This window comes from Candidatus Margulisiibacteriota bacterium (assembly GCA_003242895.1).
Taxonomy (GTDB): Bacteria; Margulisbacteria; Riflemargulisbacteria; order GWF2-39-127; family GWF2-39-127; genus GWF2-39-127.
In genome coordinates, this window is record QKMY01000031.1 from 32251 (window position 1) to 47493 (window position 15243).

Sequence of the window (15243 nt, forward strand, 5' to 3'; positions counted from 1 at the left end):
AAGTAAAGAGAGTAATCAAAAATAAAAATAATTATTAGAAGCAGGAAATATTTTGAATAATAAATTAATAACATTATTTTTTCTCATAATGATTATAGGCGGTATTGTTTATGCAGATTCTTTATGGAAAGAAGAATCAAAATCGCCGTATGTAAGAAATAATCCATTAAAAGTAGGCGATATTATTACAGTCGAAATAATCGAATCAACTACAGCGTTACAACAAGCACAGACTGATTTATCAAAGAAATCTGATGTTAATATTGATATATCCTCATCATGGGAGAGGATAGCGAACATAGTTTCCGCTACAAATTCAAAAAGCGAACGACATGATAATAAAGCTGAATTATCAGGCGGGGATGATTATAGAGGAAAAGGACAGACAACCCGGAAGAGCGTAGTTAAGGCCAAAATCACGGTGATGGTAACGGGAAAGATTGATGATAACATTTTTGATGTAGAAGGTACTCATCAGGTCAAAGTGAATGATGAAATGGAAAAGATATATATTAAAGGAAATATTAGAAAACAAGATATTTCAAATGAAAATACTGTTTTCTCTAACCAGATAGCAAATGTGCAAATATCTGTTGAGGGTAACGGTACAGTTTCTTCTAAACAGAATCCTGGTATTATGACAAGATTATTTGGATGGTTGTTCTAAGGTAATTAAATTATTTTTTTTACGAAAGAGATTGTATATGAGACGTAATTATTTAATAAAGGTATTTTGTATAATATCTCTCGTTCTTTTAGTTGATGTAGGCAATGCTGCAAATGTCAGAATAAAAGATATTGGAAAAATTCTTGAAGCTCGTGATAATCAGATTATGGGCTTTGGTCTTGTGGTTGGTCTGAAAAATACCGGTGATTCTTCCAGGACGGAGTTCACTAAAATTGCACTAGGTAATTTGCTCAACAACATGGATATCACTAGTCTGTCGGATTCATCATTCAAAAGCAAAAATGTTGCTGCTGTAATGATAACAGCAGATTTGCCGTCCTTTCTAAAGCCTGGGCAGAGAATTGATGTTGCTGTTTCTTCACTCGGTGATGCTCGTAGCCTTAAAGGAGGAACATTGCTTCTGTCCCCACTCAAGGCAGCTGATGGAAATGTATATGCAGTAGCTCAGGGAGCTTTGGTTGTCGGCGGAATTGATGAATCTTCCGCAGAAACAGTATACGCCAGGAATCAAACTACGGTTGGAAGGATTAATGGCGGAGCAATTATAGAAAAAGAAGTTCATGTCGATCTTACATCAAAAAAATATTTGACAATAGTGCTCAATAGCCCTGATTTTACGAATGCCTCAAGAGTGTCGTATGCAATTAATTCTTCAGGCATGGCAAGAAGTAAAGCAAAAGATGCAAGTACTATTGTTGTCGAATTAACTGATGATTACAAACAAAATATTGTAGATTTTATATCTAGAATTGAAAAACTATCAATTAATCCGGACGCAATTGCGAAGATAGTTATCTCAGAAAGAACAGGCACTATAGTTATTGGAGAGAACGTTAAGCTAACTGCGGTGGCGGTAACTCACGGACAAATAAGCGTAAAGATCGATAATGATGAACTTCTGCACCAAACTAACATTAAAGTATATGAGAAACCATCTAAGCTAGTACAAGTCTCCTCAGGAGCTAATCTAGCGAGTCTGGTGAAAGCCTTGAATGCAATAGGAACTACGCCTCAGGATCTTATTTCAATATTGCAGGCAATAAAAAAAGCAGGAGCTTTGACAGCGGAAATAGAGATTATTTAAAGGAAGCCTTAAATGAATAATTTGAGTATTGATCCTATGCAGAGATATGAGTACCTAGATCTGATTGACAAGCAGAAGCGAGTCAATAAAAGTAATACAAACGAAGAATTTTTAAATATGGTTATTGAACAAATTTTTTTGAGCAAAATATTAACAACGAGCAGCCATATTAATGATAATACCGATAGCGAAGAGCCGGAGGATGTAGTGACTTTTCAAAAAAATGGAATTATGGATGACTATTTTAAGCAAAATGTTATTTCGCAATTAACAGAATCAGATTCATTTGGATTACTAGATGCACTAAAAAAACGGGGATTTAGTAATGACGTTAAATGAAGCTGCTGAAACTGAGAATAAAGCAAAAACAATTGCGAAACTAGGTAAACTGAACGATAGTGTAGTTAAAGAGCATTTAGCAATGATTCAATCAATTTCGGCTAGTATTGCAGCTGGTGGAAAGCTTCCTCCTGGTATTTATTTTAATGACTTAATAAGTTATGGATATGAAGGTTTTCTTAAAGCTTATAGTAGTTTTGACCATGAAAAAGGCGCTCAATTTCAAACCTATGCAGCCTATCGGGTCCGAGGTGAAATATTAGATAGATTAAGAAAAGAATGGAAATATAGAAATCCGATCTCATACAAGTCTGTTCAGGCTAAGATTCAGGATAAAATCACCGAAGTTGTGCAAAGTACCTTAGAAATAGAGCAGGAAGGCGATCCTGAACCTAAAGAAGTTGGTGCAGAAGACGAAAAAAAAAGAAGAGCTGCCGACATCATTGCCAACTCCGCTGTAGTTTACATGTTGTCCCTAGATAATGAAGAAATTAAAGGACAATTGATTGGACAGGGGGATATCGCCGAAGAGTTGTTTACTGAAATGGAATTTTCAAACGAAAGAAAAATATTATGGGAAGAAGTTACCTTATTAACTGATCAGGAAAAAGATTTTGTCTACCTTTTTTATGAAAAAGAAAAAACACAAAAAGAAATTGCAGAGATTATGTCCGTGTCAAAAAGTAAGGTAAGCAGGTTGCATGTGAAAATCTTAAAAAAATTAAGAAACCGTCTTACTAAAAGATTAAACAATTAACACAGGGTGAAAAGAATGAGTATATTTAACCCATCAGTTGAAAAGTTAGAGAATGGTATTCAGAACTGTGCAAAAACACAACAGGATATTGCCAAAAATATTGCCAATTTAAGCAATCCAAATTATGTTCCGAAGACGTTTGATAAAGAATTAGCTGAAGCACAAGGACGACTTGATAGAAAAGTGCTTATTGAAGATGAAATGACAAAAATGAGTAAAAATAGTGTTCGTTATAACACCTATGTTAAATTATTAACTATGAGATATCAAAACATAAGAAAAGTTGTTACGCTAGGTAAATGATTATGCATCGTTATTTTATCATTATTTTTTTATTGTTTTTTTTTAATTCCTCTAGTTATGCAAAAGAGGGTATTGAAAAAGCGCTTGATACCAGTTCCAAGGCGATTATCGTTCAACAGGCACGAATGCAGATAATCGCAGAGAATATTGCAAATATAAACACAACCAAAACAGCTAATGGCAAACCCTACAGAAGGAAAGATGTTATAATAAAAGAAACTACAGAAAGTGTCAAAATTGCGGGTGTTTATGAAGATAAAGAACCCTTTTTAAAGGTGTATGATCCAGGACATCCTGATGCTGATAAACAGGGGTTTGTCTATTATCCAAATATCAGTATTTCGCGAGAAATGACCGACATGGCATACACTTCGAAGGTATATGATGCTAATATTGCTGTTTACAATGCTGCAAAAAACATGGCTCAGGCAATAATTAATTTAGGGAAGTAATGAAAGGATGAAAATATATAATGGATGAATTTAATGTAATTAAGAAAATAAAGTTTGGCGATGGTGAAACTACTAATTTTCTATTTAATGCAGATAAGATCAATTATATAGAACATCCCTTCCAGAAGTTTTTAGACTATGCGGTGGATTCTTTGAGCAAAACAAGTATTTCAGAAATACAAACAAACATGACACTCGATAATTATGCGGCAGGAAAGGCTTCTCTTGAAGAAGTTATGTTTTCTGAAAATAGAACTGGAATACAAATAAATATGGCAGTAACTGCAATCAATAATGTTGTTTCTTCCTTTAAAGAAATTCAACAGATGCCAATATAACTATTACGATTACCGTACTATTATAAGAACAATTACCTGTAAGTGATTTAAGTAACCCGAATAAAGGAGTATATCGTAATGGGTGAGCAAGAGAATTATGAAGAACCAAGTAGCCCCTCTAGACTATTAGGAACCAGAAGAAACATATTTATTATTATTATTATTGCTTTATCTGTAGTATTATTGATTGGTTTTTTTTCGGTTACTAAAAAATCTGCCAATTCAAGGAAAGTATATAAATATGCGGATGTATTTGAACGTCTTAGCAACGAGGAAGCAGCAAAATTAAGAGAGGAATTGAGTTTTGAAGGCATTCATTTTAAAACAAAAATTAATGGTAAATACAGCATTATTGAAATCAGAGAAGATGAAGCTGATGAAGCACGAATAAAAATGGCCCAAAAAGGGCTGCCTGAAGGTGGAGTTGTTGGCTTTGAGATTTTCGATAAAGATTCAGGATTAGGTGTTACGGATTTTGATAAACGTATAAAGTTTATTCGAGCTATTAGCGGTGAGTTATCAAGGAACATATCTCGTATTAGTTCTATTGATAATGCAAGAATACAAATAGTATTACCTGAAGAAAAAATATTCTCCATGAAAAAACCGGAAGTAACTGCATCCGTATTAGTTCAAAGAAAAAAAGGCGCAATTATAACTGTTGAGCAGATTCGTGGAATTATGCATTTGTGTGCGGCAAGTGTTGAGTCACTCAAGCCTGAGAATGTCGCAGTAATTGATATGGAAGGTCATATTCTAAGCGAAAAAGTGCTTGATGTCGGTAATGGCTCTAACCAAAAAGACGCAAAACAAAAAAGCGATGAGGATTCTGACGAAAACACTGGAACTATCGATAACTTTGAACAAGCAAGTTTAACCCAAACGGATGAATTGAATAGCAAAGATAATCTTTACAATAAAGAGTCGGTTGCAACTGGCAACCAGGTAGAAACGAAAGTAATTAATAATTCTACAACTGATTATTTAATGATGAAAGTAAATATTGAGCAAGATTTTACTCAAAAAATTAATAAAGTATTAAATAAATTATATCCGGTAGGGAGCGCTTCCCTTATTACATCGGTTGAATTATCTAGTAAGTCAGGCAGCTCAATACCCAGAGTATCAGGAATAAATGTTCTGATATTGATTGATTCACGTAGTGTTAATCTTACGCAATCTCTAAAAAATATTACATTTAAATCTGTAGCCTCGGTTATCGGTTATAAAAAAAATCGAGACAATATTGAACTTCGAACTACTGCTTTTGCTAAAGTAACCTCTGATGAACTGAATAGCAAATCAGTTGCAAAAGTTTTTGATTCTGAGAAAAAGAATACGAAGAAAAAGATGGAAGATAGTGATAAAGGCAAAAAATTATATAATGCAAAAACCACTCCATTATATGAGAAAAAACACTCGAACAACAAAGAAACTAAATTCTCAAATTCCTCAATAAACCGAAATTCTTATAATAGTGTAAGCTCTAAAAAAGCAAAGCAAAAGGAATTAATTGAAAAACAGTTCAAATATTTTAATATTAAGATTTTAGGAGCAATTCTTTTTGTACTCGCACTCCTGGTTGTTATTAGTATAATTATTAAAAGGAAGAAAGAATCGAATAATTTTTATAGTAAAGAGTTTGAAGCTTCGGTGTTTAATTCAGAACGAAACAACAAACTAGATCGGGAAGCCGAGGGCTTGGAGCAAAATGAAGAAATAGACAAGATCAAAAACTTAGTAGATGAAGATCCGGACAAAATAGCTGCAGTATTAAAAGAATGGCTAAATGATGAGAAATCCTAATGAAGGAATAATTTAATGACAAAAATATCGGGACGAGAAAAAGCGACAATTTTATTATCAATAATCGGACATCAAAAAGCTGCCCAATTATTGCGAAGACTGCCGGAAGAGGTATCAAACCTACTGGCAGCAAGAGTTGCTGAATTACCAAAACCATCTTCAAATCAAATAGCTTTTCTTCTCAGCGAACTATCAACTAATGTTCTGGAAGCACCGAAAGATGTAATGTCAATATCCTCTTCCCAGATTAAAGAAACTCCTGCGGATATAACTGAAAGCAGTCAGTCGATACAGATAGGTTCTTCAGAGGAGCGATTACTCTCTCTCCCGCCAATGAAACTCGTCAATAGATTAAAAAATGAAAAATTCAGAATACAACGATATATTCTATCAATTTTACCAGAGGGTAAAGCAAATGATATTTTGACTATCCTGGATTATAATAAAAAAAGAGCAGTTACGAATTTTGTTATTGAACAATTTGAATTTTCTGAAGAGATTAAACCTGTGATTATTGAGGCTATTCTCAGTAGTAATGAGGCTGAAAATGGCGCTAATTAAAAAAGGTTCTTTTATTGAGAAAGAAAAAAAAACGTTATCTTTTGAAAATGTTTCTCTTGAGAATAGTCATCGATTCGACTCAACTGATGAGGAAAAACTATCGATAAATCAGTCATTCGTAAATAACTCTAGTAATGGCAGTGGGGCAAGTCTGCCTGATAGTACCAAGATTTCAACTGTTACTGATAACAAGGATAATTCCCAAATAGATCTATTAAAAAAAGAAAAGCAATTAATTGAACAAGAGATTATAAATTTAAAGCTTAGGGCAGATGAAGAAATTTCGATCCTAAGGAAAAATGCAATAAGTGAAGCTGAGATAATTAAAAATGATGCCAGGGAAGAAGGTTACAATACTGGAAAGATAGAAGCAGAACAGCAATATACGCAAAAGATAGCAGAAATCGGGCAAGCTGTGAATAGCATAATGGATCATAAGAAAAGTATTATTAAAGAGACTGAAGGCGAGCTACTAAAACTTAGTATAAAAATTGCAGAACAAATTATTAGAAGTGAAATATCCTTAAATCAGGGGGTTGCATTAAACATTGTTTCCGAAGCAATCACTAAAATCACTGATAGGGATCGAGTAATGGTTAAAGTGAGTAAAAGTGATTTTGATTTCGTACAAAAAAACAAAGATAGAATAATGACTATAATGGATGACATAAGAAATTTAACAATCCAGGAAGATGGAAGCATTGAACCGGGAGGCTGTATTATTGAAACCGATCTAGGATATGTTGATTCCAGGGTTTCGATCAAATTGGAGGCAATAAAGGCAGCTCTGCTTAAGCTTTATAACAACAACAATCCCATGGCTAACAACAATATGATAAATAATCCACAACTTTCTCCAATAACGCAACCGAAAGTACAGTTTTCACAATCTCTTCCTATTGCTCAGTTAACAGAAGAAAAAGTTCTTAACGAAGATATCTACAACCAGGCTGAAACAATTGACGAGGATGATGACGACGATTTATTTGACTTTGATGATGGTGATGATTTGTTTAAATAGTATTTTTTATAAATAATTACCTGTAATATCTAAATTTCCACATAAGGATTTTCTATGCCTATTATTGATATGTCAAAGTATTATAAAATAATTGAAAAAACAGAGCTTGTAAAAGTTGTAGGCAAAGTTATTCATGTTGTTGGTCTTATTATTGAAGCTCGGGTTGAAGGTGTGAGCGTAGGAGAATTGTGCACTATTTATTTAGATGAAGGACATACTGTATACGCTGAAGTTGTTGGGTTCAAAGAAGGAAAAGTCTTGCTCATGCCTCTTGGCAGTATTGAAGGAATACGTCCTGGAAGCAAAGTTATAGCTTCGGGTCATTCTTTGCAAGTTAAGGTTGGCCAAAACTTACTTGGCAGAGTATTAGATGGACTGGGAAATCCAATGGATGGAAAAGGAGAAATTATAGCTGAAGAGCTTTATTCTCTTGATAGAGATCCTCCTGACCCGGTAATGCGGCCACGGATAGTAGATCCAATGGAAGTCGGCGTTAAAGCAATTGACGGATTACTTACTATTGGGAGAGGTCAGCGAATGGGGATTTTTGCAGGCTCAGGTGTGGGCAAAAGTACACTCATGGGCATGCTTGTTAGAAATTCTGAGGCTGAGGTTAGTGTTATATCCCTAATCGGAGAACGAGGACGAGAGGTTCGTGATTTTATTGAAGAATCCCTTGGTGAAGAGGGTTTGAAAAAATCTGTCGTTATTGTTGCAACATCTGATAAACCTCCGTTGATAAGATTAAAAGGTGCGCTAGTTGGAACTGCTATCGCTGAATACTTTAGAGACCAGGGAAAAAATGTTCTTTTTATGATGGACTCTGTTACTAGATTTTCGATGGCTCAAAGGGAAGTCGGGTTAGCCTCCGGAGAACCTCCGACAACGAAAGGATATACCCCTTCAGTATTTGCACTTATGCCTCGCTTAATGGAACGTGCGGGAACGAGTCAGAAAGGTTCTATAACAGCGTTTTATACTGTGCTTGTCGAAGGTGATGATTTTAACGAACCCATTGCTGATACTGCAAGGAGTATCCTTGATGGTCATATTATGTTGTCTCGTGATCTTGCAGCAAAGAACCATTATCCTTGTATTGATGTATTGCATAGCGTTTCTCGATTATTTACAACTGTTACAAAAAAAGAACAGCAGAAGTCTGCAGGAAATATGCGGGAGGTCCTTGCCAGATATTCCGAGGCCGAAGACTTAATTAACATTGGCGCTTATGTAAAGGGAAGCAATCCAAAAATTGATAATGCAATAGCTAAAATTGATAAAGTAAACGATTTTCTAAAACAAGGCGTATTTGATAAATCGACCTATGATGAAGCTAAGAAAAAAATGTCAGGGATTTTCGGCGGCGAATTTTCTTTGTCGGAAAATACTAACAAGAACTCTGAATTCGATGGATTTGATGATTCTGATTTTGATGTATTTGATAATGTATAATTAGATCTATACCAGAAATGACATACGGACTCCTGATACTTAGTTCTAGGAAACGGATATATGGTTAAAAAACCTAAAATAGGAATATTTAAGTATAATTTAGGCTCTGTCTTGAAGGTGAAACTTATTCGAGAGAAGCAAGAGAAAGAAAAGTTTGCAGAAACACAACGGAAACTCGAAGAAGAAAAACGTAAAGAAGAAGAAATAAAGAATAATCATCGTCAGGCACAAAACGCACTGCGAGAACATTTTGAAGAAGGTAAAAAAATTGACTTTTCACAAGTTTTTTTACGTCAGAATCAAATTGAAAATTTAAAAGAAAAAGTTGAAGTCCAAAAGAAAATCGCAATTAAAGCCGAAGAGATAAATGAAGAACAGAGAACAAAGCTTGTAGACTCAATGAAAGAAAAGAAAATTATTGAAAAAGACAAAGAAAACAAGCTTAAAGCATGGAAAGATTTAATGAATAAAGAAGAAATGAAGTTTATTGATGAAATTGCGACAACTAAATATAATAATGAAGTTATTTAATAATAATTGATTAGTATTTTATTTTTTTTATGATACAATTTAAATAGCAAAAATTTATTTAAAGAGGAGTGTTATAATCATTGGTTAAGATATTAGTTGTTGATGATGCTGCTTTTATGAGAATGCGCTGTAGCAAGCTTCTTAAAGAAAATGGACATGAGGTCGTAGAAGCAGAAAACGGAACTATGGCAATAAGCAAATATAAATCTGAAAAACCTGACTTGGTGTTTATGGATATTACTATGCCTGAAATGGATGGAATTACGGCTGTTGCAGAGATTAGAAAAATTGACCCTGAAGCAAAAATAGCAATGCTATCGGCAATGGGGCAGCAGTCAATGGTTATGGATGCTATAAAAGCAGGAGCTCGAGATTTTGTTGTAAAACCATTTCAACCGGAGAAAATAATTGCAACCATTAATAAGCTTTTGAAATGATTTCCTTTTTACACGGAGAATGCTATGGATCAATTATTAGAAGATTTATTATCAAATAATAGTAATAAAATATTAAAGGCATCTATTGAACTTGCAAATAGGGGAAGTTTAGCTGTTTCATCGCTTATTGAATTATTAGAACAGGATTTAAGCGATGCAAAAAAACTGATTGTAGCAGGTGTACTCGCTAACATAGGTGAAGAATCTGTAGAAAAAGTCATCAATCTGATGAAGATGAACAATGAAACCAAGCTAATTGCGGCACTTATTTTAAAAGATATAGGAAAGAACTCTGTCCCCCAATTATTGGAATGCCTTAATCATGAGTCTTCAGAAGTTAAAGCGTTAACCGCAGAAATACTAGGAGAAATAAATGATGTTCGAGCGCTCGATAAATTGAGAGAGTTAGCGAATGATTCATCCGATGAAGTTGTTATTGCTGCAAATGAAGCGATCAAAGAAATAGAAAAACCTTTTGCATCTCGTGTAATAGACTCTGTTAAATATACCTCGCAAATTGAAAAAATCCTTAAAAATATAGATAAATAACGTCAGTCCAATGACAAACATTTCCCCAAAAGATATTGAGTTTAAAATGAGCTATTTAACATGGCGACTTATTTTTAAACCTGAAATAGTTATCTATTCAATGCTGTCTATGTTTTGTGCTTTTATTTTCGTTTGGCATAAAATTGGTTATATATCTGTTTATAAGAGTTCTTTGCTCTTATTTTACATCATTTTACTTATAATTATTAATTTTCTTATCCATGAAATGTATTTCATTAAACAAGATATATTAAAATTAAATCAATCCGATAACGTCAAAACCAAGAATAAAGATAAACAAAAGAACGAGTCAATTACGACTGACGAAGAAAGGAAAAGTAAGTACATTCTGAAAGTGGTTATGGGTATTTGTTTTTTATTTACTATTATGTTTCTTGTGATAGCAAAAATTTCTTTTGAAAGTATTTCCCAATCATTAACTCTGTCTTTCTTAACTTTTGCGTATATCCTTTTTGCATTACCACCTTATTTTGTAACAAAGCGACACTTACTTAATGAAATTATTACCCTTGCATTCTGGAATAGTATCGGATTATGGGCAGTCTCATGCATTGTATCTAATGGAATTATATATAAACAACTCGTGACATTATTGTTGCCAATTTTCTTTTCAGGATTACTTTATGCTACCGTGAGGTATGGCTTATTGGAAAACAAAGTCTATGGTTCTGAATTTATTTCTGAAGCCCTCACTGGCTCAACTAAAAGTACTGATAAAAAAAATAATGAGACTGTACTCAGTTCAAACTCAAAGTTTTTTTCATTGGATAAAAATAACTATTTATTAATTATGTTATTTTTGATAGGGTTGCTTTTCTATAGTATAATAAAGTGTTTTTTTATTAACTATATAGTAGCAGGGTTAAGTATCTTCAGCCTGATATGGGGAATAAATATTACTAAACAAGTTATTTTCAAAGATTACGAAAAGATTGAACATCTTTCGTATTTATACAGGTCTACTAAAATTATTTTTTTATGGCTTAATCTATCGTTCATCGCAGGTTTAATTGCTGATGTGATAATCAAATATAGACTAGTATAGAAAAAAATCAATTATCTTTTAATAATTCGTGAGCAATTTTTTCGAAATAATTCTTGTCATTACAATACTTTATTGCTGTCTGAAACGATATCATTTGTTTATGGACCATACTCATCAGATCCTGCGAAAACAAATGCATACCTTCTTGTATTGAAGTCTCAATAATCTTATACAAGTCCTGTAATTGACCAGATTTGATTATACTTTGCACCGAGTAGTTTGTTCTTAACACTTCCGTGGTTAAAATACGGGTTAGCGCAAGGGACGGTACCAGCCGCTGACATATCACGGCAGCAAGTGTTCCTGATAACTGTTGCCTTATTTTTGATTGCTCATTTGATGGGAACAACGAAATTATGTGATCAATTGTTTGAACGACATCATTTGTGCATATAGTTGACAAGACTAAATGACCTGCTTGCGATGCATTAATCGCTGCCTCAATAACTTCCGGAGAATTCAACTCTCCAACAAAGATAATGTCCGGATTTTGCTGAAGAGAGTTTTTTAGAGCACTGCTAATTGAGTTGCAGTCTATTCCGAGTTCTCGTTGCTGAATATAGCTGCTCATGTTTTCATAAACGAATTCAATGGGATCTTCGATAGTAATAATATGTTTATTCTGATTGCGGTTGATCATATTAATCATAGCTGCGATGGTTGTCGTTTTTCCATGACATGATGGTCCGGTGACAACAATCAATCCTTGTTCCAGTTCACATAACTCATATATCAATTGAGGCAGATTAAGCTGTTCAGGAGAAGGAATATCCAATGGAATGACTCTTATTGATAGAGCTATTGTTTGTTTTTGGATATGGACGTTGATTCTGAACCGTCCGACGTCCTTAGACTCTATTGAAAAATTAGTATTTTTATGGTTTTCGAATTGTTGAATAATATAATCTTTTTTTATTGAGGAACACGAAACAATCTCAAGGCATTCTCTAAAGTATTGTTCCGAATCATTAGCTGTGAGAGTCTCAAACCCTTCCAATTCGTTATTTTCACCATTAATGCGAAAGACAGGTTTGTAACCAGCAATTAATTGGATATGATAAGCATTATTTTCACGTGCAATTGATAATATATCGATTATTTTAACCATATCTATATTATAAACATACAATTTGCAAATCGCAATAAATTCCGTGTTTTTTTTGTTAATTTGAAATCAATTGTTAGTTCAATCACTAATTTTATTTGTTCCTAACGTTTCAAATATTGATATGCCTTAATGTATGTTAATTAAACAAATATATCGATAAAAGGTTTTAACATTGAGTAAAAAATGATATACTTATTGAAACAAATAACTATATTTAATCACACAAAAAACAAATAAATAACCAAGTAAAATACGCAATGAGAATCAGGTTATTGTATGTTTGTTAGGAGGAGAGAATATGTCAGGGCATAATAAATGGAGCACCATAAAACATAAAAAAGCGAAAACCGATGCAGTAAAAGGGAAGGCCTTTACAAAAGTAGCACGAGAAATATTTGCTGCGGTAAAAGAGGGTGGGTCAGACCCAGAGGGAAATTCACGGTTAAGATTAGCAATTGAAAATGCTAAGAAAGTGAATATGCCTAAAGATAACATAAAAAACGCAATCCAGAGAGGGAATAAAGAAGGGGTAAACTTAGAGGATGTTATCTATGAAGGGTATGCGCCTTGTGGGGTTGCTGTTTTGATTATTACCATGACCGACAATAGAAATAGAACAGTAACAGAAATCCGGTCGGCTTTTAATAAAAACGGGGGCAGTATGGGTGATTCGGGCTGCGTCTCATGGATGTTCCAAAAAAGAGGGTTGATAACCATCAATGATGGAAAAACAACTGAAGATAAGATTTTTGATTTTGTTATTGATGCCGGCGCTGAAGATATTATTTCTCAAAGTGACGGTTCTATCGAAATTAGAACTTCGGTTGAATCATTTGAAGCTGTAAGAAAAGCTATTGAAACGAATAAAATCGAAATTGAAGATTCTGAGATAGCCTATCTTCCTACTACGACTTTGGCAATAAATGATCTTGAATCTGCCACAAAGGTTTTGAAAACAATCGAGAAACTTGAAGAAATTGATGATGTACAGGATGTATATGCGAACTTTGAAATTCCGGATGAAATATTAGAGAAAGTAGCTGAATAGTGAGACCTTTAGGTGATTTTCATATACATACTATTGCAAGCGGGCATGCGTATAGTACGCTTAGCGAAATTATAAGCCATGCGAAATCAATTGGAATCAAGTATGTCGGTATAGCAGATCACGGGCCAAAAATGCTGGATGGCCCTCATCCTTTCTATTTTTCTAATATGTCTGTTATTCCTAAGGAAATAAACGGGATAAACATTAAAAAAGGTATTGAAATTAATATTCTTGATGAACATGGAAATATCGATTTTGATGAGGATGCATTTAAAAAGCTTGACTACGCTATTGCCAGTTTCCACGAGGTTATAGGCCCTCTGGGGCTAAGTCCTGAAAAATATCTCAATATATATGAAAAAGTTGTAGTGAAACCCTACGTAAAAGTTATCGGGCATCCAGGTAATCCAAAGTTCCCGGTACTTATTCCAGAGTTTGTTGCATTATGTAAGGAGAACCATGTAGCTATTGAAATTAATAATTCCTCATTCATCCACACGCGAAAAGGCTCATACGATAATTGCTTTAGAATAGCGCAAGAGGCAAAAAGGCAGAATGCGGACTTACTGCTATCTTCTGATGCGCATATTCATTACGATGTAGCTAATTTTAGCAGTGCATTAGATCTTTTAGCTAAAGCTGAGATTCCGGAACAGTTGATTGTTAATTTCAACAAAGAAAAAATAGAAAGTTATTTTGATAAAAAATGGTAAACCAAATTAATAATCCAGATAATTCAATGTATCAAGAAATTCACCTTTTCGAGCTTGTGAGCGCACTATGTTTTACAACCAATAAAAACATGTGGGAGAAAGATAACAAAGACTATCAATTATTCATGGCGATCAAATCAGGAGCAATGAGTTTAGATCTCTCTGATATGAAGGTTAGCCTGAACTTTACAAAATTTCTCGTTGGTCTGCTAATTTTTAGCATATACATTTACGAAAATATTGGGAAAAAATATGTTAACGTTGTAAAAAAACAAAGCAGTTCAGCCATAAACGTAATGTTTTTTGATGGTGAGAGTTTTACTTTTGATGTACATAAATTTGACAATAATATGCTTCAATTTTTTAAAAAATCATTGAGACTATTGTTTAGCAAAGACAATATGATGTTTAACCGGGAACTTCTTGTTCAATTGAGTAAAATGTATGATGCTGCCAGCCAACGATTATCAAAGGAAGTTAAATTTCTTCAAGAAATTATAAAAATTAATGATATGACGGAAAGATTATGTACTAAGAATAAATTTAATATCAATGTCCTTTCAATTATTTTTGCATCAATGCCACAGAATTTCTTGAACTCTTTTTTCATGCTTGCAGGAAATGAGATGAAGCAGGACTTTGAAATACAGACAGCAAATGGTATAAACGTTAACACAAAAGCTTTTTTTGCGCATGATACAATCGATATCCTTGAATTATTTAATAAAATAAAATTTTTGATTATTTTGTATCAAAGTAATCAAGATTTGTTTTTTAGCTTAATGACTAATAAAGAGATAATTGATTATTTACGATTAGTTTTTTCAGATACCAAAGTTTCGGATAATATTAGAGAAAATATTAAAGAGACGGTTGAAGGCCAGTACTTACCACGAATTAAGACGATTGAAGCCTTTCAAAATATTTTTTGAAGCTTCTGCAACTAATTTATTTATTCGTTTTTAACAACATAATTATTATCAATAGAAT

Annotated in this window: 19 protein-coding genes; 18 read left to right on the forward strand and 1 reads right to left on the reverse strand. The window is 33.5% G+C overall.

Annotated elements, in window-relative coordinates:
• The first annotated feature begins 52 nt into the window (after positions 1 to 52).
• The 15 genes from DKM50_04520 (at position 53) to DKM50_04590 (ending at position 11384) form a co-directional block, all read left to right on the forward strand.
• A complete protein-coding gene (locus DKM50_04520; GenBank protein ID PZM82015.1) occupies positions 53 to 667 on the forward strand; it encodes a hypothetical protein in 615 nt (204 codons plus the stop codon).
• A gap of 37 nt (positions 668 to 704) precedes the next feature.
• On the forward strand, positions 705 to 1772 hold the full coding sequence (flgI, locus tag DKM50_04525; GenBank protein ID PZM82016.1) for a flagellar biosynthesis protein FlgA: 1068 nt from the start codon (positions 705 to 707) through the stop codon (positions 1770 to 1772).
• Positions 1773 to 1784: 12 nt separating this feature from the next.
• Entirely contained in the window at positions 1785 to 2111 is a 327-nt protein-coding gene (locus DKM50_04530) for a hypothetical protein (GenBank protein PZM82017.1), read from the forward strand.
• The gene (locus DKM50_04535; GenBank protein PZM82018.1) at positions 2098 to 2868 is read left to right on the forward strand and encodes a hypothetical protein; all 771 of its coding nucleotides are present in this window, start codon (positions 2098 to 2100) and stop codon (positions 2866 to 2868) included. The genes DKM50_04530 and DKM50_04535 overlap by 14 nt, the downstream gene beginning before the upstream one ends.
• A gap of 15 nt (positions 2869 to 2883) precedes the next feature.
• Positions 2884 to 3171: a hypothetical protein gene (locus DKM50_04540; GenBank protein PZM82019.1), complete on the forward strand. Its 288-nt coding sequence runs from the start codon at positions 2884 to 2886 to the stop codon at positions 3169 to 3171.
• Between the two features lie 2 nt (positions 3172 to 3173).
• Positions 3174 to 3623 (forward strand): flagellar basal body rod protein FlgC, encoded by a 450-nt coding sequence (flgC, locus tag DKM50_04545; protein PZM82020.1) that lies wholly within the window; start codon positions 3174 to 3176, stop codon positions 3621 to 3623.
• Positions 3624 to 3643: 20 nt separating this feature from the next.
• A complete protein-coding gene (locus DKM50_04550; protein PZM82021.1) occupies positions 3644 to 3961 on the forward strand; it encodes a hypothetical protein in 318 nt (105 codons plus the stop codon).
• A 78-nt stretch (positions 3962 to 4039) separates the two neighbouring features.
• Positions 4040 to 5767, forward strand: coding sequence for a flagellar M-ring protein FliF (fliF, locus tag DKM50_04555; protein PZM82022.1), 1728 nt, complete (start codon positions 4040 to 4042; stop codon positions 5765 to 5767).
• A 15-nt stretch (positions 5768 to 5782) separates the two neighbouring features.
• The gene (locus tag DKM50_04560; GenBank protein PZM82023.1) at positions 5783 to 6328 is read left to right on the forward strand and encodes a hypothetical protein; all 546 of its coding nucleotides are present in this window, start codon (positions 5783 to 5785) and stop codon (positions 6326 to 6328) included.
• On the forward strand, positions 6303 to 7349 hold the full coding sequence (locus DKM50_04565; GenBank protein ID PZM82024.1) for a hypothetical protein: 1047 nt from the start codon (positions 6303 to 6305) through the stop codon (positions 7347 to 7349). The genes DKM50_04560 and DKM50_04565 overlap by 26 nt, the downstream gene beginning before the upstream one ends.
• 54 nt (positions 7350 to 7403) lie before the next feature.
• Positions 7404 to 8801 (forward strand): flagellar protein export ATPase FliI, encoded by a 1398-nt coding sequence (fliI, locus tag DKM50_04570; GenBank protein PZM82025.1) that lies wholly within the window; start codon positions 7404 to 7406, stop codon positions 8799 to 8801.
• A 60-nt stretch (positions 8802 to 8861) separates the two neighbouring features.
• Entirely contained in the window at positions 8862 to 9332 is a 471-nt protein-coding gene (locus DKM50_04575; protein PZM82026.1) for a hypothetical protein, read from the forward strand.
• Positions 9333 to 9412: 80 nt separating this feature from the next.
• The gene (locus DKM50_04580) at positions 9413 to 9769 is read left to right on the forward strand and encodes a two-component system response regulator (GenBank protein PZM82027.1); all 357 of its coding nucleotides are present in this window, start codon (positions 9413 to 9415) and stop codon (positions 9767 to 9769) included.
• A gap of 24 nt (positions 9770 to 9793) precedes the next feature.
• Positions 9794 to 10318 carry a hypothetical protein gene (locus tag DKM50_04585; protein PZM82028.1) on the forward strand — a complete coding sequence of 175 codons (525 nt, stop codon included), beginning with the start codon at positions 9794 to 9796 and terminating at the stop codon, positions 10316 to 10318.
• A 46-nt stretch (positions 10319 to 10364) separates the two neighbouring features.
• Entirely contained in the window at positions 10365 to 11384 is a 1020-nt protein-coding gene (locus DKM50_04590; protein ID PZM82029.1) for a hypothetical protein, read from the forward strand.
• Between the two features lie 7 nt (positions 11385 to 11391).
• On the opposite strand, the gene DKM50_04595 is transcribed toward DKM50_04590, so the two are convergent.
• Complete coding sequence (locus DKM50_04595) at positions 11392 to 12513, reverse strand: type IV pili twitching motility protein PilT (GenBank protein ID PZM82030.1); 1122 nt, start codon at positions 12511 to 12513, stop codon at positions 11392 to 11394.
• Positions 12514 to 12790: 277 nt separating this feature from the next.
• On the opposite strand from DKM50_04595, the gene DKM50_04600 reads away from it, so the two are divergent.
• From DKM50_04600 to DKM50_04610, 3 genes are read left to right on the forward strand one after another with little or no spacing between them, the layout of a single operon-like run.
• The gene (locus DKM50_04600) at positions 12791 to 13540 is read left to right on the forward strand and encodes a YebC/PmpR family DNA-binding transcriptional regulator (protein ID PZM82031.1); all 750 of its coding nucleotides are present in this window, start codon (positions 12791 to 12793) and stop codon (positions 13538 to 13540) included.
• Entirely contained in the window at positions 13537 to 14253 is a 717-nt protein-coding gene (locus DKM50_04605) for a phosphatase (GenBank protein PZM82032.1), read from the forward strand. The genes DKM50_04600 and DKM50_04605 overlap by 4 nt, the downstream gene beginning before the upstream one ends.
• Positions 14247 to 15185, forward strand: a complete 939-nt coding sequence (locus DKM50_04610) for a hypothetical protein (protein PZM82033.1) — start codon at positions 14247 to 14249, stop codon at positions 15183 to 15185. Before DKM50_04605 ends, DKM50_04610 begins: the two co-directional genes overlap by 7 nt.
• Positions 15186 to 15243 lie beyond the last annotated feature (58 nt).

What these genes read in the sequence shown, in the direction of transcription:
- DKM50_04575 (PZM82026.1), top strand. Translation starts at nt 8,862, where the DNA reads ATGGTTAAAAAACCTAAAATAGGAATATTTAAGTATAATTTAGGCTCT.
- DKM50_04590 (PZM82029.1), top strand. Translation starts at nt 10,365, where the DNA reads ATGAGCTATTTAACATGGCGACTTATTTTTAAACCTGAAATAGTTATC.
- fliF (PZM82022.1), top strand. Translation starts at nt 4,040, where the DNA reads ATGGGTGAGCAAGAGAATTATGAAGAACCAAGTAGCCCCTCTAGACTA.
- fliI (PZM82025.1), top strand. Translation starts at nt 7,404, where the DNA reads ATGCCTATTATTGATATGTCAAAGTATTATAAAATAATTGAAAAAACA.
- DKM50_04550 (PZM82021.1), top strand. Translation starts at nt 3,644, where the DNA reads ATGGATGAATTTAATGTAATTAAGAAAATAAAGTTTGGCGATGGTGAA.
- DKM50_04530 (PZM82017.1), top strand. Translation starts at nt 1,785, where the DNA reads ATGAATAATTTGAGTATTGATCCTATGCAGAGATATGAGTACCTAGAT.
- DKM50_04540 (PZM82019.1), top strand. Translation starts at nt 2,884, where the DNA reads ATGAGTATATTTAACCCATCAGTTGAAAAGTTAGAGAATGGTATTCAG.
- DKM50_04600 (PZM82031.1), top strand. Translation starts at nt 12,791, where the DNA reads ATGTCAGGGCATAATAAATGGAGCACCATAAAACATAAAAAAGCGAAA.
- flgI (PZM82016.1), top strand. Translation starts at nt 705, where the DNA reads ATGAGACGTAATTATTTAATAAAGGTATTTTGTATAATATCTCTCGTT.
- DKM50_04565 (PZM82024.1), top strand. Translation starts at nt 6,303, where the DNA reads ATGAGGCTGAAAATGGCGCTAATTAAAAAAGGTTCTTTTATTGAGAAA.
- DKM50_04535 (PZM82018.1), top strand. Translation starts at nt 2,098, where the DNA reads ATGACGTTAAATGAAGCTGCTGAAACTGAGAATAAAGCAAAAACAATT.
- DKM50_04610 (PZM82033.1), top strand. Translation starts at nt 14,247, where the DNA reads ATGGTAAACCAAATTAATAATCCAGATAATTCAATGTATCAAGAAATT.
- DKM50_04560 (PZM82023.1), top strand. Translation starts at nt 5,783, where the DNA reads ATGACAAAAATATCGGGACGAGAAAAAGCGACAATTTTATTATCAATA.
- DKM50_04585 (PZM82028.1), top strand. Translation starts at nt 9,794, where the DNA reads ATGGATCAATTATTAGAAGATTTATTATCAAATAATAGTAATAAAATA.
- flgC (PZM82020.1), top strand. Translation starts at nt 3,174, where the DNA reads ATGCATCGTTATTTTATCATTATTTTTTTATTGTTTTTTTTTAATTCC.